The organism is Phycicoccus sp. M110.8, from assembly GCF_032464895.1.
In the GTDB taxonomy this organism is placed as follows: Bacteria; Actinomycetota; Actinomycetes; order Actinomycetales; family Dermatophilaceae; genus Pedococcus.
In genome coordinates this window covers 2,025,774-2,046,206 of record NZ_JAWDIC010000001.1, presented here as the reverse complement: position 1 = coordinate 2,046,206, position 20,433 = coordinate 2,025,774, and the positions used below count along the sequence as shown (strand labels likewise).

Annotated in this window: 21 protein-coding genes and 1 tRNA gene; 12 read left to right on the top strand and 10 right to left on the bottom strand. The window is 73.2% G+C overall.

All coding sequences use genetic code 11. The features are described 5' to 3' along the window. Positions 1-132 precede the first annotated feature (132 nt). The 4 genes from RKE38_RS09740 to RKE38_RS09725 all read left to right on the top strand — a co-directional run bounded on the left by RKE38_RS09740 (position 133) and on the right by RKE38_RS09725 (position 4,012). Positions 133-687, top strand: a complete 555-nt coding sequence (locus tag RKE38_RS09740; RefSeq protein ID WP_316007227.1) for a hypothetical protein — start codon at positions 133-135, stop codon at positions 685-687. Positions 688-698: 11 nt separating this feature from the next. Then, complete coding sequence (locus tag RKE38_RS09735) at positions 699-1,067, top strand: VOC family protein (protein WP_316007226.1); 369 nt, start codon at positions 699-701, stop codon at positions 1,065-1,067. Between the two features lie 106 nt (positions 1,068-1,173). Beyond that, on the top strand, positions 1,174-3,078 hold the full coding sequence (locus RKE38_RS09730; RefSeq protein WP_316007225.1) for a propionyl-CoA synthetase: 1,905 nt from the start codon (positions 1,174-1,176) through the stop codon (positions 3,076-3,078). Positions 3,079-3,088: 10 nt separating this feature from the next. Beyond that, the gene (locus tag RKE38_RS09725) at positions 3,089-4,012 is read left to right on the top strand and encodes an AEC family transporter (RefSeq protein ID WP_316007224.1); all 924 of its coding nucleotides are present in this window, start codon (positions 3,089-3,091) and stop codon (positions 4,010-4,012) included. A 15-nt stretch (positions 4,013-4,027) separates the two neighbouring features. Here RKE38_RS09725 and RKE38_RS09720 read toward each other — a convergent pair whose 3' ends face one another. After that, positions 4,028-5,365 (bottom strand): 6-phospho-beta-glucosidase, encoded by a 1,338-nt coding sequence (locus RKE38_RS09720; protein ID WP_316007223.1) that lies wholly within the window; start codon positions 5,363-5,365, stop codon positions 4,028-4,030. A 135-nt stretch (positions 5,366-5,500) separates the two neighbouring features. On the opposite strand from RKE38_RS09720, the gene RKE38_RS09715 reads away from it, so the two are divergent. After that, positions 5,501-6,613 (top strand): PfkB family carbohydrate kinase, encoded by a 1,113-nt coding sequence (locus RKE38_RS09715; protein ID WP_316007222.1) that lies wholly within the window; start codon positions 5,501-5,503, stop codon positions 6,611-6,613. A gap of 118 nt (positions 6,614-6,731) precedes the next feature. On the opposite strand, the gene RKE38_RS09710 is transcribed toward RKE38_RS09715, so the two are convergent. After that, positions 6,732-8,342 carry a helicase HerA-like domain-containing protein gene (locus RKE38_RS09710; protein ID WP_316007628.1) on the bottom strand — a complete coding sequence of 537 codons (1,611 nt, stop codon included), beginning with the start codon at positions 8,340-8,342 and terminating at the stop codon, positions 6,732-6,734. A 53-nt stretch (positions 8,343-8,395) separates the two neighbouring features. Here RKE38_RS09710 and RKE38_RS09705 point away from each other — a divergent pair, with 53 nt between their 5' ends. From RKE38_RS09705 to RKE38_RS09680, 6 genes are all read left to right on the top strand, one after another. Further along, positions 8,396-8,692: a type II toxin-antitoxin system VapB family antitoxin gene (locus RKE38_RS09705; RefSeq protein ID WP_316007221.1), complete on the top strand. Its 297-nt coding sequence runs from the start codon at positions 8,396-8,398 to the stop codon at positions 8,690-8,692. Between the two features lie 39 nt (positions 8,693-8,731). Beyond that, positions 8,732-9,298 carry a LytR C-terminal domain-containing protein gene (locus tag RKE38_RS09700; RefSeq protein ID WP_316007220.1) on the top strand — a complete coding sequence of 189 codons (567 nt, stop codon included), beginning with the start codon at positions 8,732-8,734 and terminating at the stop codon, positions 9,296-9,298. Between the two features lie 124 nt (positions 9,299-9,422). Next, positions 9,423-10,634: a GAF domain-containing protein gene (locus tag RKE38_RS09695; RefSeq protein ID WP_316007219.1), complete on the top strand. Its 1,212-nt coding sequence runs from the start codon at positions 9,423-9,425 to the stop codon at positions 10,632-10,634. 104 nt (positions 10,635-10,738) lie between these two features. Continuing rightward, positions 10,739-12,262 carry an aldehyde dehydrogenase family protein gene (locus tag RKE38_RS09690; protein WP_316007218.1) on the top strand — a complete coding sequence of 508 codons (1,524 nt, stop codon included), beginning with the start codon at positions 10,739-10,741 and terminating at the stop codon, positions 12,260-12,262. Between the two features lie 4 nt (positions 12,263-12,266). After that, entirely contained in the window at positions 12,267-12,659 is a 393-nt protein-coding gene (locus RKE38_RS09685; protein WP_316007217.1) for a DUF779 domain-containing protein, read from the top strand. A gap of 119 nt (positions 12,660-12,778) precedes the next feature. Continuing rightward, positions 12,779-13,174: a hypothetical protein gene (locus RKE38_RS09680; protein ID WP_316007216.1), complete on the top strand. Its 396-nt coding sequence runs from the start codon at positions 12,779-12,781 to the stop codon at positions 13,172-13,174. A 110-nt stretch (positions 13,175-13,284) separates the two neighbouring features. On the opposite strand, the gene RKE38_RS09675 is transcribed toward RKE38_RS09680, so the two are convergent. The 5 genes from RKE38_RS09675 to RKE38_RS09655 all read right to left on the bottom strand — a co-directional run bounded on the left by RKE38_RS09675 (position 13,285) and on the right by RKE38_RS09655 (position 16,498). Further along, complete coding sequence (locus RKE38_RS09675) at positions 13,285-13,641, bottom strand: SPW repeat protein (protein WP_316007215.1); 357 nt, start codon at positions 13,639-13,641, stop codon at positions 13,285-13,287. Between the two features lie 81 nt (positions 13,642-13,722). After that, positions 13,723-14,058 carry an SHOCT domain-containing protein gene (locus RKE38_RS09670; protein ID WP_316007214.1) on the bottom strand — a complete coding sequence of 112 codons (336 nt, stop codon included), beginning with the start codon at positions 14,056-14,058 and terminating at the stop codon, positions 13,723-13,725. A gap of 122 nt (positions 14,059-14,180) precedes the next feature. Then, complete coding sequence (locus tag RKE38_RS09665; protein ID WP_316007213.1) at positions 14,181-14,849, bottom strand: response regulator transcription factor; 669 nt, start codon at positions 14,847-14,849, stop codon at positions 14,181-14,183. Next, entirely contained in the window at positions 14,846-16,066 is a 1,221-nt protein-coding gene (locus RKE38_RS09660) for a sensor histidine kinase (protein WP_316007212.1), read from the bottom strand. The genes RKE38_RS09665 and RKE38_RS09660 overlap by 4 nt, the downstream gene beginning before the upstream one ends. 342 nt (positions 16,067-16,408) lie before the next feature. Next, positions 16,409-16,498: transfer RNA gene (locus RKE38_RS09655), tRNA-Ser, on the bottom strand. A 148-nt stretch (positions 16,499-16,646) separates the two neighbouring features. On the opposite strand from RKE38_RS09655, the gene RKE38_RS09650 reads away from it, so the two are divergent. Continuing rightward, positions 16,647-18,101: an MDR family MFS transporter gene (locus RKE38_RS09650; RefSeq protein WP_316007211.1), complete on the top strand. Its 1,455-nt coding sequence runs from the start codon at positions 16,647-16,649 to the stop codon at positions 18,099-18,101. A 16-nt stretch (positions 18,102-18,117) separates the two neighbouring features. On the opposite strand, the gene RKE38_RS09645 is transcribed toward RKE38_RS09650, so the two are convergent. The 3 genes from RKE38_RS09645 to tadA all read right to left on the bottom strand — a co-directional run bounded on the left by RKE38_RS09645 (position 18,118) and on the right by tadA (position 20,390). Continuing rightward, a complete protein-coding gene (locus RKE38_RS09645; RefSeq protein WP_316007210.1) occupies positions 18,118-19,143 on the bottom strand; it encodes a metallophosphoesterase in 1,026 nt (341 codons plus the stop codon). Positions 19,144-19,314: 171 nt separating this feature from the next. Next, complete coding sequence (locus RKE38_RS09640; RefSeq protein ID WP_316007209.1) at positions 19,315-19,947, bottom strand: DedA family protein; 633 nt, start codon at positions 19,945-19,947, stop codon at positions 19,315-19,317. Then, positions 19,944-20,390 (bottom strand): tRNA adenosine(34) deaminase TadA, encoded by a 447-nt coding sequence (gene tadA / locus RKE38_RS09635; protein ID WP_316007627.1) that lies wholly within the window; start codon positions 20,388-20,390, stop codon positions 19,944-19,946. Before tadA ends, RKE38_RS09640 begins: the two co-directional genes overlap by 4 nt. Positions 20,391-20,433: the final 43 nt, after the last annotated feature.

The window sequence follows — 20,433 nt, the reverse complement described above, 5'->3', positions numbered from 1 at the left end:
TGAACGATTCACGCGATTGGTCCTGTTTGCGGAACTTACCTACACAGGCCCTCCGGTTCAAGGGGTCGGGCTTGGCTGGTCGGCGAACGGCAGGGAGGATGCCGTCAGGTACGGCGAAGGGACCGGCAGCGAATGGCTCGACAGATCTCGTGGCGTGGGGTGCTCAGCCCCGACCGGCCCGGCACCGGGCGCCCGGAGCGGGCGGTCTGGCGACCGGGAACGCCCCTCGTCCCACCGGCCTCGGTCGTGGAGGCCGTCCGCGCGATGCAGGTCGGAGCGGTCCTGAGCCTCGTGGAGGTCGCCCGCGCCTGGCTCACCCGGGGATCGCTGCACGACGCGTTCGCGCAGGCCGCCTCGACGCAGGGCAGGGGTGCCACGCCCGAGGAGCTCGACCGGCTCGTGACCGTGGCCCTCACGGTGTCGACCGTGGTCGGCCTGCTCGCCGCCGCGCTGTGGTTCTGGATGTCCCGGGTGACCGCGCGCGGGTCCAAGTGGGGGCGCATCGGCGCCTGCGTGCTGCTGGCCCTCGCCGTGGGCATCTTCTTCGGAGGCCTGCTCCCCACCGCCGGGCTCTTCCACCAGGTGCTCGCCGTCGTGCTGCTGCTCGTCGGCGTGTGGGCGGTGGTGCGCCTGTGGCACCCCGACTCCTCCGCCTGGATCCGCTACCAGACCACCCCCCAGGGCTGAGCGCCGACGCCATGGCCGGTCGCCTGCACCACGTGGTCCTGGACAGCCGGGACCCGCACGGCCTGGCGCGGTTCTGGTCCGGGCTGCTGGGCCTGCCGATCACCTACACCAGTGACGACTGGGTCGTGGTGGCCGTCGACGACCGGCACTCCGGCATGGCCTTCCAGCTCGCGCCGGACCACCAGCCGCCCGTGTGGGGCGACCCGGCCCGCCCGCAGCAGCTGCACGTCGACGTCATGGCCGACGACCCCGACGTGACCGGGCGGCTGGCGGTCGAGCTGGGCGCGACCCCGCTCGGGGGCGAGCACGTCTACGCCGACCCGGCCGGTCACCCGTTCTGCCTCGTCCCGCGGCCCGGCTGGGCGCCGCCCGTGGGCTGATCCGCCCACCCCACCACCCGACCGCTCGGCGCGGACCGGCGGTGCTTCGGCGGACCGCAGCCGCCCACCTCTGGCGCCGCCGTGCCGCGCGACCCACCATGGGCCCATGAGCACCGGCGCCTACTCCGCGGCATACCAGCGCAGCCTGCAGGACCCCGACGGCTTCTGGGGCGAGGCGGCTCGGGCGGTCGAGTGGTCGACGCCGCCGGCGCGGGTGCTCGACTCCGACCGTCCGCCGTTCCACCGCTGGTTCGCCGGTGGCCGGCTCAACACCTGCTTCAACGCCCTCGACCGGCACGTGCGCGACGGGCGCGGCGACCAGCCGGCGATCCACTACGACAGCCCGGTCACCGGCACGAGGCGCACCCTCACGTATGCCGGCCTGCTCGAGGAGGTGGCGACCTTCGCCGGGGCGCTCGCGAGCCTCGGCGTCGGGAAGGGCGACCGGGTCGTCGTCTACATGCCGATGGTGCCGGAGGCCGTGGTCGCCATGCTCGCGTGCGCCCGCATCGGCGCGGTGCACTCGGTGGTGTTCGGCGGGTTCGCGCCGGCCGAGCTCGCCGCGCGGATCGAGGACGCCCGGCCGGTGGTCGTCCTCGCCGCCAGCTGCGGCATCGAGCCGAGCCGCGTCGTGGAGTACAAGCCGCTGCTCGACGCCGCGCTCGACCGCAGCAGCCACAAGCCCCAGGCCGTCGTCGTCCTCCAGCGCGAGCAGGCCCGGGCGGCCGTCGGCGAGCGCGACACCGACTGGGAGGAGCTGGACTGGGCCGAGCTCGTCTCCGACGCCGAGCCGGCGGACTGCGTCGACGTCGAGGCCACCGACCCGCTCTACATCCTCTACACGTCGGGGACCACCGGCCGGCCCAAGGGCATCGTGCGCGACAACGGCGGCCACGCGGTCGCGCTGCGGTGGTCGATGACCAACGTCTTCGGCATCGACCCGGGCGACACGTGGTTCACCGCGAGCGACGTCGGGTGGGTCGTCGGCCACTCCTACATCGTCTACGCGCCGCTGCTCACCGGGGCGACGTCCGTCCTCTACGAGGGCAAGCCGGTCGGCACGCCCGACGCGGGCGCGTTCTGGCGGGTCGTCTCCGACTACGGCGTCAAGGCCATGTTCACCGCGCCGACCGCCTACCGCGCCATCAAGCGGGACGACCCCGAGGGCGCGCTCATGGCCGGGTACGACCTGTCCACGCTGGAGACGGTGTTCCTCGCCGGTGAGCGCCTCGACCCCGACACGTGGGAGTGGGCGACCCTGCGGCTCGGTGTTCCGGTCGTCGACAACTGGTGGCAGACCGAGACCGGCTGGCCGATCGCGGCGAACCTGCGTGGCCTGGAACCGATGCCGATCAAGCCCGGCTCCCCCACCGTGCCCGTGCCGGGGTATGCCGTGGAGGTCCTCGGCGAGGCGGGTCGCCCCATGCCTGCGGGCGAGGAGGGCGCGATCTGCATCCGGCTGCCGCTGCCGCCGGGCACGCTGCCCACCCTGTGGGGCGACGACGACCGCTATGTCGCCGGCTACCTGTCGGCGTTCGACGGCTACTACCTCACCGGTGACGGCGGCTTCCTCGACGAGGACGGATACCTCTTCGTCATGGGCCGCACCGACGACGTGCTCAACGTCGCCGGCCACCGGCTGTCGACCGGGTCGATCGAGGCGGCCCTGGCCGGCCACCCGGCCGTCGCCGAGTGCGCCGTCATCGGCGTGCACGACGAGCTCAAGGGGCAGGTGCCGCGAGCGCTCGTGGTGCTCAAGGCGGGTGTCGACCGGGGCTCGGCCGACGCGGTCGCGGCCGAGCTGCGGCAGCGGGTCCGCGACGAGGTCGGCGCGATCGCGTCCCTGCAACGTGTCGACGTCGTCGCGGCCCTGCCCAAGACGCGCTCCGGCAAGATCCTGCGCAAGACGATGCGCGAGATGGCCGACGGGCTGCCGGCGAAGGTGCCGGGGACGATCGAGGACGCCTCGGTCCTCGAGACCCTCGCACCCGTCCTCGCGCCGCCGCCCTAGCCTGTCGGACGTGCAGGGGGTACTCACCGGGTTCGCGACCATCGCCGTCGTCATCGCCGTCGGTGCCCTGCTCGCCCACCTGCGCATCGTCGACGCCGGCGCCCAGCAGGTGCTGTCGCGCCTCGCCTTCTTCGTCGCCAGCCCCGCCCTCATGGTCGGCACCCTCGGCCGGGCCGACGTGCACCAGGTGCTGTCGGCGAACCTGCTTGCCTCGCTCGCCGGCATCGCCGTGGCCGTGGCGCTCTACGTGGTGCCGGCGCGGCTGGTGTGGCGGCGGCCGTTGGGGGACACCACGATCGGCGCGCTGTCCTCGGCATACGTCAATGCCGGGAACCTGGGCATCCCGGTCGCGAGCTACGTCCTCGGTGACGCCGCGTTCGTGGCGCCCACCCTGCTGCTGCAGCTGCTGGTGCTGCAGCCGCTCGCGCTCGGCTTCCTCGACGCCGACGCCCGCGGCCGCGAGCTGCGCTGGTGGCAGCTGGCCCTGCGGCCCCTGCGCAACCCGCTCACCGTCGGCTCCCTGGTCGGGCTGCTGCTGTCGGTCACGGGGTGGACGCTGCCGGCCGCCGTGTCCGACCCGCTCGCGCTGCTCGGGGCGATGGCGGTGCCGAGCATGCTCGTGGCGTACGGCATCGCCCTGCGGCTCGGTCCGGGGCTGGGTCGCACGGGATCGGTGGCCGAGCTGGTGACGACCTCGACGCTGAAGATGCTGGTGCAGCCGCTCGTCGCGTGGTTCGTCGCCGACGTGCTGCTGGGGGTGTCGGGGCACGCGCTGCTGGCGATCGTCGTCACCTCCGCCCTGCCGACGGCGCAGAACATCTTCGTCCACGCCACGCGGTACCAGCGGGCCACCGTGCTGGCGCGCGACACCATCCTCGTCACGACGGTGGGCGCGGTGCCGGTGATCCTGCTCGTGGCCGCCTGGCTGGGTTAGGCCGAACACCTCCCGTCAGCGGCGGAACAGGGCTGCGATCTCCGGCGCCTGCGCCAGGTGCGCGTCGAGCAGGGCCCGCGCCGAGGTCACCGAGTCGACCAGCGGGTGCAGCGCGAAGGCCTTGAGCGCCGCCGCCTCCGAGCGCGCGAGGACGGCCTCGAGAACCAGGCGGTCGACCGCCTTCACCGACTGCATCAGCCCCAGCATGTGCCCCTCCGGCTCGGCGACCGGGTGGGGACGGGGGCCACCGGCATCGACGGTGCACGGCACCTCGACGACGGCGTCGTGCGGCATACCGGGCACCGCACCGGCCGAGCGCACGTCGAGGACCAGCTCGGCCGGCGCGCCACCACCCAGGGCTCCCATGAGCGCCAGCGCGACCCCTTCGTACCCGCCGCCGTCGAGGTCGAGCTCGTCGCGCGCCTCGCCCTCGGCGCGCGCCTCCTGCAGGTAGGTCGCGTCGCGCTCGGCACGCACGCGCCGCCAGGTCTCCAGGGCGGTGTCGGGCGAGCGGGCCACCTCGGCGTAGAACGCCTCCTGCTGCTCCCGCAGGAACTCCCCCCGGGTCCGCCCCGCCGCGCGGACGGACGCGGTCGCCTCCCGGGTGAAGTAGTAGTAGAAGAGGTACTCGTTCGGGATGGCACCCAGGGCCTGCAGCCACGGCGCCCCGAACAGCCGCCCCTCCTCGGTGCGGGCCAGGAGCCGCTCGTCGGCGAGCAGCCGTGGCAGGTGGTCGGTGCCGCCCGAGTGCAGCCCTCGCAGCCAGCCCAGGTGGTTGAGCCCGACGTAGTGGACGGTCGTCTCCGCGGGCTCGAGCCCCAGCACGCGCATCGCCCTGCGCGCCAGCGCGACCGGCGAGTCGCAGATGCCGACGACCCGGTCCCCCAGCACGGTCTGCATGGCCTCGGTGACCACCCCGGCGGGGTTGGTGAAGTTGATGACCCAGGCCTGCGGGGCGACCGCGGCCACGCGGCGCGCCACCTCCAGCGACACCGGGACGCTGCGCAGGGCGTATGCCACGCCGCCGGCACCCGTCGTCTCCTGGCCGAGCAGCCCGAGGTCCAGGGCTGCCCGCTCGTCCACCGTGCGTCCGCGCACGCCACCGACGCGCATCGCCGAGAAGACGACGTCGGTGCCACCCAGGGCGTCGTCGAGCGTCGGCGCGACGACCAGGCGCGGCGGCCGCGTCGCACCGGCCGCCTGCTGCTGCAGCACCGCGACGACGGCGGCGAGGCGCCCGGCGTCCGGGTCGTGCAGGCGCAGCTCGTCCACACGGTGCTCGGGGTCGGCCAGCAGGGCGCCGTGCACCAGGGGCACGCGGAACCCGCCGCCGCCGAGGATGGTGAGCCGCACGGCAGCAGGCTACCCAGCAGGGCTCGGCCGAATGTCGGTTGCACGGCCCGCAGCCGCCGCGACACGATGGCGGGACGACCGCGACGGCACCAGCCCGGGACGGCGGGCAGGGTCGCGGCCGAGGAGGGAGCAACCGTGCCCGCGGACCGTGTCTTCGACCCGCTCGCACACTTGCGCGGCGACGGGGACCCGGAGGTGGACGTCTTCCTCCAGGGGATGGTCTTCCTCGACATCATCTTCACCGGGTTGTCCGCGATGCCCAAGAACGGCACCGAGGTGTGGGCCGAGGGCATGGGCTCCTCCCCCGGCGGCATCGCCAACCTCGCCGTCGCGGCCTCCCGCCTCGGCCTCCAGACAGCGCTGGGCGCGGCCTTCGGCGACGACGACTACGGCGAGTTCTGCTGGCGGACGCTGGAGGAGCAGGAGGGCGTCGACCTCTCGCGCTCGCGCCGGTACGCGGGCTGGCACTCCCCGGTCACCGTGTCCATCGCGGTGCACGGCGAGCGCCGGATGGTCACGCACGGCCACCAGGCACCCGAGCCGGCCACCGCCATGATGGGTCAGCCGCCGCGGTCGCGTGCGGTGCTGCTGGACCTGCGCGCCGACGAGCCGCTCGGCGCCGGCCACCCCGACCGGGAGTGGGCCGACAAGGCCCGCACGGACGGCGCACTCCTCTTCGCCGACGTGGGGTGGGACTCCACCGGACGCTGGGACCCCTCGGTCCTCGACCAGCTCCAGAGCTGCCACGCCTTCCTGCCCAACGCGGTCGAGGCGATGGCCTACACGCGCACCGAGACGGCCCAGGACGCCCTGTACTGCCTGGCCGACCGGGTGCCGCTGGCCGTGGTGACCAACGGCAAGGACGGCGCCCTGGCCATCGACGCGCTCACCGGCGAGGAGGCCGCGGTGCCGGGGCTTCGCGTCAACGCGATCGACCCGACGGGTGCGGGCGACGTGTTCGACGCCGCCGTCACGCTGGGCACCCTGGCCGGCTGGCCGCTCGGGCAGCGGCTCAACTTCGCCAGCCTCTGCTCGGCCCTGGCGGTGCAGGAGTTCGGCGGGTCGCTCGCGGCCCCGGGCTGGGGCGACATCGCCGACTGGTGGCACCGGGTGCGCGACCACGGGACGACAGCCGAGGCCCTCTCGGTCCGCCGGCGTTTCGGGTTCCTCGAGGACCTCGTGCCGGCGACGCCCGCCGGGGCCGTGCACCGGGCCGTGGCGACGATCGCCCGCCGCTCCGACGCCTGACCCGCCGGCGTTCCGACGGCTGGCGCTCGGCGTTCCGACGCCTGAGCCGCCGGCGGTACCGACCCCTGTGCCGCGGGCGTTCCGACGCCTCGACGCCCGGCGCTCGGGCGCGTGCGCCTCAGCGCGAGCGGCGTGCGGTCCCGAAAAGGGACCGGGTGATCTCGCGGCCGATCACCGTGCCGGCCGAGCGCATCATCGACCGGAACGCCTGGGACCTGACCACCTGCTCGACCATCCCCGGCTCCTCCTTCGCCGGCTTCGGGGCGCGCGGCGCGGGCGCCGGCGCCGGCGCCGACTGGGGCGCGGGAGCAGCGGGGGCGGCGGGCGCCTGCTCCAGCCGCGCGCGGAGCTTCTCGTACGCCGACTCGCGGTCGACCGCCGTGGCGTACTTGGCCGCGAGGGGCGACGCGGCGACGAGGGCGTCGACCGTCGCGTCGTCCGAGGGCGCCATCAGCGACTGCGGCGCGATCATGCGCGTCCACGCGACCGGCGTGGGGGCACCCCGCTCCGACAGCACCGTCACGACGGCCTCGCCAGTGCCGAGCGAGGTGAGCAGCTCCTCGAGGTCGTAGGCGCTGTGCGGGTAGGTCGACACGGCCGCCTTGAGTGCCTTGGCGTCCTCGGGCGTGTAGGCGCGCAGGGCGTGCTGGACGCGGTTGCCGAGCTGCGCCAGCACCCCGCTCGGCACGTCCTTGGGGCTCTGGGTCACGAAGAAGACGCCCACCCCCTTGGACCGGATGAGCCGCACCGTCTGCTCGATCGCTGTGAGGAAGGCCTTGCTCGCGTCCTGGAAGAGCAGGTGCGCCTCGTCGAAGAAGAAGACGAGCTTCGGCTTGTCGGCGTCACCGATCTCGGGCAGGTCGTGGAACAGGTCGGCCAGCAGCCACATGAGGAACGTCGAGAACAGGGCGGGCCGGTCCTGCACGGCCGGCAGCTCCAGGCAGGTGACCAGGCCCTTGCCGTCGGCCGCGGTGCGCAGCAGGTCCCTGGTGTCGAACTCGGGCTCGCCGAAGAAGGCGTCGGCGCCCTGGTCCGAGAACGCGACGAGCTCGCGCAGGATGACGCCCGCGGTGGCCGACGACAGTCCGCCGAGCTCCTTGAGGTCGGCCTTGCCCTCGTCGGAGGTGAGGAACGAGACGACCTCGCGCAGGTCCTTGACGTCGAGCAGCGCGAGCCCGTTCTTGTCGGCGTAGTGGAAGACCAGGCCCAGGCTGGACTCCTGGGTGTCGTTGAGCCCCAACACCTTCGAGAGCAGCGTCGGACCGAACGACGTGATCGTGGCGCGGATCGGGATGCCCTTGCCGATCCCTCCCAGGGAGAGGAACTCGGTGGGGTATGCCGTGCCGACCCACTGCTGCCCGACGTCGGCTGCCCGGCTCGTGATGCGGTCGTTGCTGGTGCCGGCGGTCGCCATGCCGGAGAGGTCGCCCTTGATGTCCGCGAGGAACACCGGGACGCCCTGGCCCGAGAGCTGCTCGGCCATGAGCTGCAGCGTCTTCGTCTTGCCCGTGCCGGTCGCGCCCGCCACGAGGCCGTGCCGGTTGAGCGTCGAGAGGGGGATCTTCACCGGTGCGTCCGGGTGGGCGGTGCCGTCGACGACGGCCGCCCCGAACAGCAGCGCCCCTCCCTCGAAGGCGTACCCGGCCCGGATCTCGTCGAGCTGGGTGGACGACTCGGACTTCCCCGCCGCAGTGTCGGTCACGCTCGGCACTCTAGTGCGGGACGGCATACCCGGCGCGGTCATCGAAGGCGCGCGCGGGACGGCACGCATAGGGTGTCTCGGTGATCTTCAAGAAGGTGGGCGAAGGACGTCCGTACCCGGACCACGGCAAGCAGACCCCGAGGGACTGGGCCGACGTGCCCCCGCGCATGGTGCGGCTCGAGGAGCTCGTCACCACGAAGCGGACCCTCGACCTCGGACAGCTGCTCGCCGAGGACTCGACCTTCTACGGCGACCTGTTCGCCCACGTCGTGGAGTGGAAGGGCGACCTGTACCTCGAGGACGGCCTGCACCGCGCCCTGCGCGCGGCTCTCCAGCAGCGACCTACCCTCCACGCACGGGTCCTCGTGCTTGACTGACCCCACAGCAGCAGTCCGGGACCGGGCGGAGGTGGTGGGGTGAGCTACGTCGAGGCGGGGGCGCCGTCGCAGGAGCGCCGTGCTCGCCGCCGTCGAGCCCTGATCACGCTCGGGCTGGTCGCGCTGATGTTGTTCTTCGCCTTCTGGTACGCCTACTCCTACTACCGGGCGGACAACCACCGGCGGGCTGTGCCCGCGGCGGTCTGCACCACGTCCACGGCGGCCCTGCGACCGGCGGACGTGACGGTCAACGTCTACAACGCCACCACCCGCGACGGACTCGCCAAGAAGACCGCGGCCGAGGTGCGCAAGCGCGGCTTCCTCGTGGCGACGGTGTCCAACGACCCGTTGCAGAAGAAGGTGACCGGCACCGCCGAGGTCCGCTACGGGCCGAGCGGGAAGAAGGACGCGACCCTCGTGCTCCAGCTGGTCAAGGGCGCCAGGGGCGTGCAGGACGCACGCAACGACTCCTCCGTCGACCTCGTCCTCGGCACCAGGTACAAGGCACTCGCGCCGCCGGTGAAGCAGTCACCCACGACGACCGCGACGACGAAGGGCGCCACGGCGACCAAGGGCGCCACCGCCACCCCGTCCACCGGCTGCTAGACCCAGGGGCCCCAGCCGGGGGCGGCAGCAGGACGGCAACCGTCCGGCGCCCGGGCTCGTCCGCCCGACGCCGCCAGCCGAGACGACCCGTGACAGGCGGCCGGCGGCCACGCACACTGCCGTCATGGAGCCCATGACGTCCGTGCGGCCACAGGTCGCCGACTCGTGGCTGCGCTCGGCGGCGGCCGGTGTCGACACCGGCCTCGTCGACGCCCCCATCACCGTCCCGGAGGACGCGCTGCGCGACCTGCGCCAGGCGCACCCACTGGCACAGGTCTTCCCCCTGCTCGACGACGTGCTCGGCCGCGCGGCGCGCGAGTGCGACGCGATCATGGCGGTCTCCGACGCCGCCGGCCAGCTGCTCTGGGTCTGCGGGACCCCCAGCGTGCTGCGCCGGGCTGAGGGCATCGGCTTCGTCGAGGGCAGCAACTGGGACGAGCGCGTGGCCGGCACCAACGCGCCGGGGATGGCACTCGCCCTGGACCAGCCGGTCAACGTGGTCGGCGCCGAGCACTTCCGGCGCAGCGTGCAGCGCTGGAGCTGTGCGGCGACGCCGATCCACGACCCCACCGACGCCTCGCTGCTCGGGGTCCTCGACATCACCGGCGGCGCCGAGATCGTCGTCCCCCAGACGATGGCGATGGTGCGGGCCGCGGCCCGCATGGCCGAGGCCGAGCTGGCCCGCGAGCTGCTGGCCCGCGGCGCCGAGCCCGAACCGCCCCTGTCCTCGCGCACGCGCGTGGGACTGCAGGCGCTGGGCCGCGACGAGGCCCTCCTCGTCCTCGAGGACGGGCGCCACTCGCGCCGCACCGTGCGGCTCAGCCGCCGGCACGGCGAGATCGTGCTGCTGCTCGCCTCGACCCCGCGAGGGATGTCGGGCGACGAGCTCGCCGTCCTGCTGTACGAGGACGACGTCTCGCCCTCCACGCTGCGCGCCGAGCTCAACCGCCTGCGCAGCCTGCTCGGGGAGGACCTGCTCGCCTCCCGGCCCTACCGGCTGACGGCCGAGGTGGCGGCCGACTGGCTGGCGGTGGAGGCACACCTGGCCGCCGGCGACGTCGCCTCGGGGCTGCGGGCCTACCGTGGTCCGGTGCTGCCGTCGTCCACGGCGCCCGGCGTCGTCCGGGTGCGACGCAGCGTCGAGGGAGCGCTGCGACGGGCCGTCCTCGCAAGTCGCGAGCCCGACCTCATGTCGACGTGGACGCGCTCGGCCTGGGGCTCGGACGACTACGAGATGTGGACGGCGCAGCTCGCGGCCCTCACCCCCGCGTCGCCGCTGCGGCCGCTCGTGGCCGGGCAGGTCGCCCGGCTCGACCGCGAGCTCGGAGCCGGCTGACCGGCATACGCCACCACCGGTGCAACGTGGTCGCAACGTTGCCGTTCCTAGCGTTCTCCCCACCCCGCTGACGGGGCACCACCAAGGACGTTGGGAGAACCACCATGACGGTCTACGCACCCCCCGGCACCGAGGGCTCGCTGGTCTCGGTCGAGCCGCGGTACGGGCACTTCATCGGCGGCAACTGGGTCGAGCCCAAGAAGGGCGACTACTTCGAGAACATCTCGCCGGTCAACGGCAGGGCGTTCACCGAGGTGGGCCGGGGCACGGCCCAGGACATCGAGGCCGCGCTGGACGCCGCGCACGCAGCCGCACCGGCGTGGGGGCGCACGAGCCTCGCCGAGCGGGCGCTGGTCCTCAACCGGATCGCCGACCGGCTCGAGCAGAACCTGGAGATGCTGGCCGTCGCCGAGACGTGGGACAACGGCAAGCCGGTCCGCGAGACCCTGGCCGCCGACCTGCCGCTCGCGGTCGACCACTTCCGCTACTTCGCGGGCGTGCTGCGCGGCCAGGAGGGGTCGAGCTCGGAGATCGACGCCGACACCGTCGCGTACCACTTCCACGAGCCGCTGGGCGTCGTCGCGCAGATCATCCCGTGGAACTTCCCGATCCTCATGGCGACGTGGAAGCTCGCGCCGGCGCTGGCGGCGGGCAACGCCGTGGTGCTCAAGCCGGCCGAGCAGACCCCGTGGTCGATCCTCAAGGTCATCGAGCTGATCGGCGACCTGCTGCCCGCCGGCGTCGTCAACGTCGTCAACGGGTTCGGGGTCGAGGCCGGCAAGCCGCTCGCGTCCTCGCCGCGGGTCGCCAAGGTCGCGTTCACCGGGGAGACCACGACCGGCCGGCTGATCATGCAGTACGCCAGCCAGAACATCATCCCCGTCACGCTCGAGCTCGGCGGCAAGAGCCCGAACATCTTCTTCGAGGACGTCGCCGCGACGTCGGACGCCTTCTACGACAAGGCCCTCGAGGGCTTCACCATGTTCGCGCTCAACCAGGGCGAGGTCTGCACGTGCCCCTCGCGGGCGCTCGTGCAGCGCTCCATCTACTCCGACTTCGTCGGCGACGCGCTCGACCGGGTGGCCCGGGTGAAGCAGGGCAACCCGCTCGACACCGAGACCATGATCGGCGCGCAGGCGAGCAACGACCAGCTCGAGAAGATCCTGTCCTACATCGACATCGGCCGGCAGGAGGGCGCGAAGGTCCTCACGGGCGGCGAGCGCAACGTGCTCGACGGCGACCTGGCCGATGGCTACTACGTGACACCCACGGTGTTCGAGGGCACCAACGACATGCGGACCTTCCAGGAGGAGATCTTCGGCCCGGTCGTGTCGCTCACGGGCTTCTCCGACGAGGCGGACGCCCTCTCGATCGCCAACGACACGCTCTACGGGCTCGGGGCGGGCGTGTGGACCCGGGACGGGTCCCGCGCCTACCGGGTCGGCCGCGCCATCAAGGCCGGCCGCGTGTGGACGAACTGCTACCACCAGTACCCGGCCCACGCCGCGTTCGGTGGCTACAAGCAGTCCGGAATCGGCCGCGAGAACCACAAGATGATGCTCGACCACTACCAGCAGACCAAGAACCTCCTGGTCTCCTACTCGCCCGACGCGCTCGGCTTCTTCTAGGCCGATGGCGGATCCGGGCGAGCGCACCCGGGTCGACCTGACCGGTGGGGCGGCGGACCTGCTCCGCCGCCTCACCGGCAGGCACGGCCCGCTCATGTTCCACCAGTCCGGTGGATGCTGCGACGGGAGCGCCCCCATGTGCTACCCGCGGGGGGACTTCCTCACGGGGGACGCCGACGTCCACCTCGGCGACCTGGCGGTCGACGGCGTGCCCGACCCGGTCGAGTTCTGGATGTCGGCCTCGCAGTACGAGTACTGGAAGCACACCCACCTCACCGTCGACGTCGTCGCCGGTCGTGGCAGCGGGTTCTCGGTCGAGGCCCCGGAGGGCGTTCGCTTCCTCATCCGGTCCCGGCTGATGACCCAGGAGGAGCTCGAGGCGTTCGACCTGCTCTGAGGCGGGCGCCGTGGGCCGTCGGCCCCACCGACCCCGGTATGCCGCGTGCGCGCCCTGGCCGCGCGGCATACCGGGCCGTGACCGCGCGCCCCCACGGACCCCGGACGTAGGCTCGGGCCATGATCACGGTCGAGCTCGCCCGGCAGCTCGTGGAGGCCGGCGTGCTGTGGGAGCCGGCGCCCGGCGACCGGTTCACCATCGACCAGCCCAACGTCGTCGGCGAGGTGTTCTGGATCAGCCACCTCACGATCGACGTGCACACGTTCCACGGCCAGCCGCTGCTCGGCTTCAACGGCACGACGGAGTGGGCGCTCGACTCGGTCACGCTCGACACGGCCCTGTGGCTGCCGCGCGAGGACCAGCTCCGCGAGCTGCTCGGCGACCGCTTCACCGGCCTGCGCCGCGAGGACGACGCGTGGGTCGTGGACGTGGTCGACCCCGACGTGGGGCGCGCGGTGTTCCGCGACCCCGACGTCGAGTGCGCCTACGCCCTGGCCCTGCTCAGCTTCACCTGAGGCCCCGGTTCATCTCAGGCCTGAGATCACCTGAGGCACGCGCGGTTCGCCGAGCACACCCGGCCGGCACGCGCCGGCCGGGCCGCGACCGTCACCGACCACCGAGGTGGTCAGTGCTGGGCCGCCATGCCTCCGCGGTGGCTGCGCGTGACCTGCAGGTCGGCGGCACCGACCACGACGGTGACGACGCCGGCGATCCACGCCGTCCAGGACATGGCACGCAGGTCCGAGAACCCCATCACCCACGGGGCGATGAAGAACAGCACACCCATGACCGCCATGAGCCCCTCGACGCTCATCATGTCGGGACGGAACATCTCGACGAGCGCGAGGACCGCGGTGACCACACCGAGGACGACCATGGTCCAGGTCGCCTTGGTCGTCGTCGTGGTCCAGATGGGTGCCAGCGCGGCGTAGATGCCGACAACGAGCGGGATGATGTCCTGCGGGTGCATCCGGTTTCTCATGTCAACCACCTCTGTGGAGACGTGGTCCGTCGATCCGTGGCGGACCTGACACCACCATCGTCTGCCCGCGCGGCACGCCGGTCAACGGTCCCGGGACCCCAGCCGCTGCAGGGTGGCGAGGCGTCGCTCGTACTCCTGCTCGTCGATCTCACCGGCCGCGTAGCGCTCGGCCAGCCGGGCCTCGCCGGCTCGCTGGCCGGACTGGGCGTGGAAGCGTGACCACCGGCGCCGGCCGAGGAAGCCGAAGGTCGCGAACAGTGCGATCACGAACAGGAACCACAGCAGCGGGAAGATCGGCCACCACGGGCCGGGCCCGTTCCAGTGGCCGTTGGCGGCGAGGGCTGCGGCGGGGAGTGCTGTGGCGGGGAGGGCGAGGCCCATGGTGTGCTCCTTGGTCGGGTCGGATGATGTCTCCATCCTTCGGCCGTGAGCCGGCGCGCGAATCCCTCCGCGGGCGACACCTCCCCTACCTCCGGGGCGGTATGCCGATGGGCCCGGGACGTGCGGCGGGGCCCCGCAGGCGGGGGCTCCCGCCGGCGTCAGTCCTGGGACCAGCCGGGGCGCACCAGCCCGCTCTCGTAGGCGAGGACGACGAGCTGGGCACGGTCGCGCACCTGGAGCTTGACCATCGCCCTGCTGACGTGGGTCTTGGCGGTCGCCGGGCTGAGGAACAGCCGGGCCGCGATCTCGTCGTTCGACAGGCCCTCGCCGACGAGCGCCACGACCTCACGCTCGCGCTCGGTGAGGACCCCGAGGTCGGCGCGCACGGTGGTTGGACGGCTCCTGGTGGCGAACTCGCCGATGAGGCGCCGCGTCACGCCGGGCGACAGGAGCGCGTCGCCGGAGGCGACCGCCCGGATGCCGCGCAGCAGCTCTGCGGGCTCGGTGTCCTTGACGAGAAACCCGCTCGCGCCGATGCGGACCGCCTCGAAGACGTACTCGTCGAGGTCGAAGGTGGTGAGCACGACCACCCGCGTGGCGGTCGTCGCAAGGTCCTGCGTGATCGCCCGGGTCGCTGCCAGCCCGTCCGTGCGCGGCATCCGGATGTCCATGAGCACGACGTCGGGCGCGGTGCGGCGCACGACCTCGACGGCCTCCGCACCGTCGGACGCCTCGCCGACCACCTCGATGTCGTCCTCGGCGTCGAGCAGCGCCCGGATGCCCGCGCGGAGCAGGACCTGGTCGTCGGCGAGCACCACCCTGATCATGGCGTCCTCCCGACGGTGTCCTCGCCCGGTCCCGGGCCCGTCGGCAGCACCGCGTCGACGCGCGTGCCCCCGAGGGGTGAGGCGGCGAGACGCAGGGTCCCGCCGAGGGCGGCGGCGCGCTCACGCATACCCCTGATCCCGTTGCCCACCGACGACTCGGAGTCGGTGACGCCCCCGTCGCCGTCGTCGTCGACGCGCACCCCCAGCACGCCGTCACCGTAGAGGAGCCGGACCTCGGCGTGGTGGGCGCCGGCGTGGCGCACGACGTTGGTGACCGCCTCCTGCACGATGCGCGTCGCGGCCAGCTCGACCGCGGCGGGGACGGACCGGGCGGTGCCCTCCACGGTCTTGCGCACCTGCAGGCCGGCGTGGCCGGCACGCTCGACCATGTCGTCGAGGGCGGACAGGGTGCCGACGGGCGACAGCGGCGCCGGCCGGTCGGGGTCGCGGAGCACGTCCACGAGCGAACGCAGCTCGGTGAGCGCCTCCTTGCTCGCGTCGCGGATCGCCCGCAGGGCGGGCTCGACGGCCTCCGGCCGCCGGTCGGCCAGGTGCAGCGCGACGCCCGCCTGCACGTTGATGAGCGACATGTGGTGGGCGACGACGTCGTGCAGCTCCTGGGCGATCCGCAGGCGTTCCTCACCCGCCTGGCGCCGTCGCCGCTCCTGGGCCGCCTGCCGGAAGGAGGCCGCCCGCTCGGCCCGGCCGCGCACGAGCTCACCGACCGAGAGGATCACGAGCAGCCAGGCCAGCTCGCCGGCGAGGGCGGCCCAGGACCACGCGCTGCGCCCGCCGAGGAGGCGACCGCTCCCGTCGGCCGCCACGACGGCGAGGCCCGCGAGCCACGCGGTCCCCCTGTGCCCGCCGACGACGGCCGCGACCAGCGAGACCGCGAGGCTGAGGTACACGGGGCCGTACGGGTACCCGAGGCCGAGGAAGACCCCGGTCGCCGCAGCCACCACGACCACCACGCCCCGGGGCCGCTTGGAGAGGAAGGCCAAGGCGGCCGGGCCGACCAGCAGCAGGCAGACGCCGAGCGCGTCCACCGGGCGCCGGTCCGGCTGGCCGTGCGCGGCCCCGAACGTGCCGCCGACCTGCACCAGGGCCGCCACGAGCACGAACAGCACGCGGGCGGCCGGCGGCGGCCCGGCATACCCCCAGTGCGCGCGGCCCCGCGCCCACGGGGGTCCCCACGGCAGCGAGTCGCGCGCGGTCATGCCGCCAGCGTACGAGCGCAGGAGACGTGTGGGCGTCGCCCGCACGCGGCAGCGCCACCTACTCCCCCGGGCGCATGCCGGGCGGCCGAGCCTGGCGCGGCAGCCCCGGGGTCCTCGGGCGGCGTACGCGTCGCGGGTGCTACGTCACTGATCGGCCGGGCTGATCAGTGACGTGGTAACGGCGACACTGCGTCTTGTTCCCTGGTGGCGGAGGGAGCCGTCGCGCGGGTGCCGGCTCGTTCCTCGCCGGTCCCCGCGCTCCTCCCAAATCCCACGTGCCCATCACCCGCCAGATACGACGAAGGCCACCCCTCGCTTCGCATCGGGGTGACCTTCGTCGTATGGCGGTGGCGGAGGGATTTGAACCCTCGGTGGACTTTCACCCACAAACGCTTTCGAGGCGTTCTCCTTAGGCCGCTCGGACACGCCACCGCCGAGCAGGGTACCCGAGGGGTGGACCGGTTCCGAAATCGCCCCGGCAGCCCCGGTCCCGGTCCCAGCCCGGCATCCGGCACCGCCCGTGACCGGTCCCTGGGATGCCCGGGAATGCGGCGCCCCCGCGGCGGACTTGAACCAGGACGTGACCACGACGTCCCGTGCTGCCGTCGGCCTGCGCTCCGAGCGCGGCCCCATCCTGCTGGCCCTCATGGTCTCCACCGGCCTCATCGCGATCGACGCCACGATCCTCGCCACGGCCGTGCCGTCGATCGTCCGCGACCTGGGCGGCTTCGCCCAGTTCCCGTGGCTGTTCTCGGTGTACCTGCTCGCCCAGGGCGTCTCGGTCCCGGTCTACGCCAAGCTCGCCGACATCTTCGGCCGCAAGCCGCTCATGCTGCTCGGCATCGGGCTCTTCCTCGCCGGATCCGTCCTGTGCGGGTTCGCCTGGAGCATGCCGGCGCTCATCGCCTTCCGTGCGGTCCAGGGCCTCGGGGCCGGCGCGGTCCAGCCGATGGCGATCACCATCGCCGGCGACATCTACACGGTGGCCGAGCGGGCGACGACCCAGGGCTACCTCGCCAGCGTGTGGGCGATCTCCTCGGTCGTCGGCCCCACCCTGGGTGGCGTGTTCTCGCAGCTGGGGATCTGGCGCTGGATCTTCTTCGTCAACGTGCCGCTCTGCCTCCTGGCCGCCTTCCTCATCGCGCGCGACTTCCACGAGTCCGTCGAGCGCCGTGCACACCGGATCGACTACGCCGGCTCGGCCGTCCTGACGGCCGGGATGGCACTGGTCATCCTGGGCGTCCTCGAGGGCGGCCAGGCCTGGGCCTGGTCCTCCCCGACGAGCATCGCGGCCTTCGCCGCCGGCGCCGCGCTGCTGGCCCTCTTCCCGTGGATCGAGCGCCGCGCCGCCGAGCCCGTGCTCCCGCTGTGGGTCCTCAGCCGGCGTCTGCTCGTCACCACGACCGCCCTGTCGCTCGGCGTCGGCGTGATCCTCATCGGCCTGACGTCGTTCGTCCCGACCTACCTCGAGAACTCGCTCGGGGTCTCCCCGCTCGTCGGCGGCCTCGCCCTCGCGGCGCTCACCCTGGGCTGGCCCCTCGCGGCCACCGTGTCGGGCCGGCTGTTCTACCTGCGCTGGGGCTTCCGCCCGACCATCCTCATCGGGCTCGCCCTGGTGCTGCTGGGGGCCGCGGCCCTCGCCCTGCTGTCCGCGCACCCGTCGGTCCTCGTCGTCGCCGTGACCTGCTTCGTCGTGGGCATGGGCATGGGCCTGGTCGCAACGCCGTCGCTCATCGCGGCCCAGGCCAGCGTCGAGTGGCACGAGCGCGGGGTTGCGACGGGCACCAACATGTTCGCCCGCTCCATCGGCAGCGCCCTGGGTGCAGCCGTCTTCGGCGCAGTCGCGAACGCGGTCGTCGCGTCCACGGGACGCCCCGAGACCGACCCCGCCACCGCCACGTCGTCCGGGAGGGCCGTCTTCGTCGCCGTCCTGCTGGCCGCCGCCCTCACGGTCGTCGCCGGCGTGCTCATGCCGAGCGTCCGGGCCGACACGCAGCCGGCCCCGGCCCGCGAGGCGGAACCGGAGCCGGCGTGACCGGGACCCAGCCCGGTCAGCTCGTGTAGGGCACGCGCTCCCAGCTCAGGACGCGGTCGGCACCGGGCCGGTTCACGGTCACCTTGAGCCAGTCCCTGTTGTTGCTCGAGCCGTCGACCGTGATCCGCTGCAGTCCGGCGGCGGACCCGGTGACGCCGTACCGCTCGAGCCACACCGAGCCCGGCGCCAGGGGCCGGTCGTAGTTGTAGACGTGCGAGTCGCCGTTGACGAGGTAGACGTCGCCGTCGAACGCCGAGGTCTCGTCGACCAGGGCCTGCACCAGCGGCGTGAACGCCGAGATGTCGTCGGCCGTGGGCGTGTACGTCGGGTCGAACATGTCGGCCTGCTGGAGCACGACGACGGCCCGGTCGTGGCGCTGCTGCGCCTCGGCGAAGGTCCTGCGGAGCAGCGCGATCGAGGCGTCCATCCGCGCCCGCTCCTCGGCCACCTGCTCGGGGGTGGCGGTCGTCTCACCGATGCCGGTCCACGGCTGGAGGTCGTTGTTCGAGCCGACGACGTGCAGGGCGGCGAAGTCGACACCGTCCCGCCGCAGCGAGACGTTCTCGGGGAACGCCGGGTCGGCGACCGACACCTTTGCCGGGGCCCCGAGGGTCGTGCCCGGGTGGTCGAAGAACACCGAGCGGTCGAACGCGAGCCGCTCGAGCGGGTTGTACGCGCCGTTGTTGGCACGGTGGCAGTCGGTCCACTCGTTGTCGCCGGGCGTGTACACGAGCGGGTCGACGAACCGGTCGAACTGGGCGCGGATCATCCGGTAGTAGGCGTCGTCGCACCGGGTCGAGCCGTTCTTGATGTCGCCGACGTGGAAGGCCAGGGACACGTCCGGGTCGGCGTTGATCTGGTCGACCCAGCCGGGGAACTCGGCCACCTGCGTGGCGCCGTAGGGCACGTCGCCGATGACCGCGAAGGTCTCGTGGCCGGGCTTGGACTGCCCGTCGGCGGCCTGCGCCGGACCGGAGGTGAGGACGAAGGCGGCAACGGCGGCGGTGGCGGCCGTTGCCGCGAGGGCACGGGTGCGACGCATGGAGGGCTCCTGTCGAGGGGGGGACGACCGTGTTCTCCCGCGCCGAGGTGAACACGGGGTCCCCGCCCGGGCGACGATCAGGTGAACTCGTGGACCTCGAGGCCGGCCCGCGGCCCGCGCGCCGCGCGTATGCCGTCGCCCGAGGTGCGAGCGAGCCGTCCGGGTGTGCCGTCAGCCGGCAGAGCGGGCGCGCTCGCGGCGGCGACGCCGCACGACGACGACCACCACCGCGACGAGGACGATGACGCCGACCACGACCGCCGCGCCGGTCCCCAGCCACTTCTCCACGCGGCGGTAGGACTCCCCGGCGAGGTAGCCGCCGGTGACGGCCGTCGCGCCCCAGGCGATGCCACCGACCGCGTTCCACGGCAGGAACATGCGGTACGGCATACCGCTCAGGCCGGCCAGCGCCGGCATGACGGCACGGAAGAACGCCGTCCAGCGCCCGAGGAAGACCGCGGAGCCGCCCCGGCGGCGCAGAAAGTCCTGCGCCTCGTCCAGCCGCTTGCGCCGCTTCTTCAGGAGCGACAGCTCCAGCACCCGGGGGCCGAAGTGCTTGCCGATCTCGTACCCGACCGAGTCGCCCACGATCGCGCACACGATCACGATGAGCAGCACCACCACGAACGACGTGTGGCCGATGCTGGCCGTCACGCCGCCGATGATGGCGAGCGTCTCGCCCGGGAGGACGAACCCCACGAAGAGCGCGTCCTCGGCGAAGACGACCAGGCCCACGATGAGGTAGACCAGCCACGGCGGGGCGCCGAGGACCGTGTCGACCAGGCTGCTGACGAGTCCGCTCACGACCGGGCTGCCTCTCGGTGGGTGGCGAAGAAGTCGAGCAGCAGGGCCGAGCACTCCTGCTCGCGGACCCCGCCCACGACCTCGACGAAGTGGTTGGCGCGGCGGTCACGGACCAGGTCCCAGACCGAGCCCGTCGCGCCCAGCTTCGGGTCCCAGGCGCCCAGCACGAGCCGGTCCACCCGGGACAGGAGCAGGGCGCCCGCGCACATGGGGCAGGGCTCGAGGGTGACGACGAGGGTGCACCCCTCCAGCCGCCACTCCCCACGGCGGGAGGCGGCCTCGCGCAGCGCCACGACCTCGGCGTGCGCCGTCGGGTCGTGCTCGACCTCGCGCAGGTTGCGACCCCGCCCGATGACCTCACCGGCGGCGTCCACGACGACCGCACCCACGGGCACGTCACCCTCGAGCGCGGCCTGCGCGGCGAGGTCGAGCGCCTCCCCCATCCACGCGGCATACCTGCCGTCGGGCGCCGGGCCGCGGGTGGAG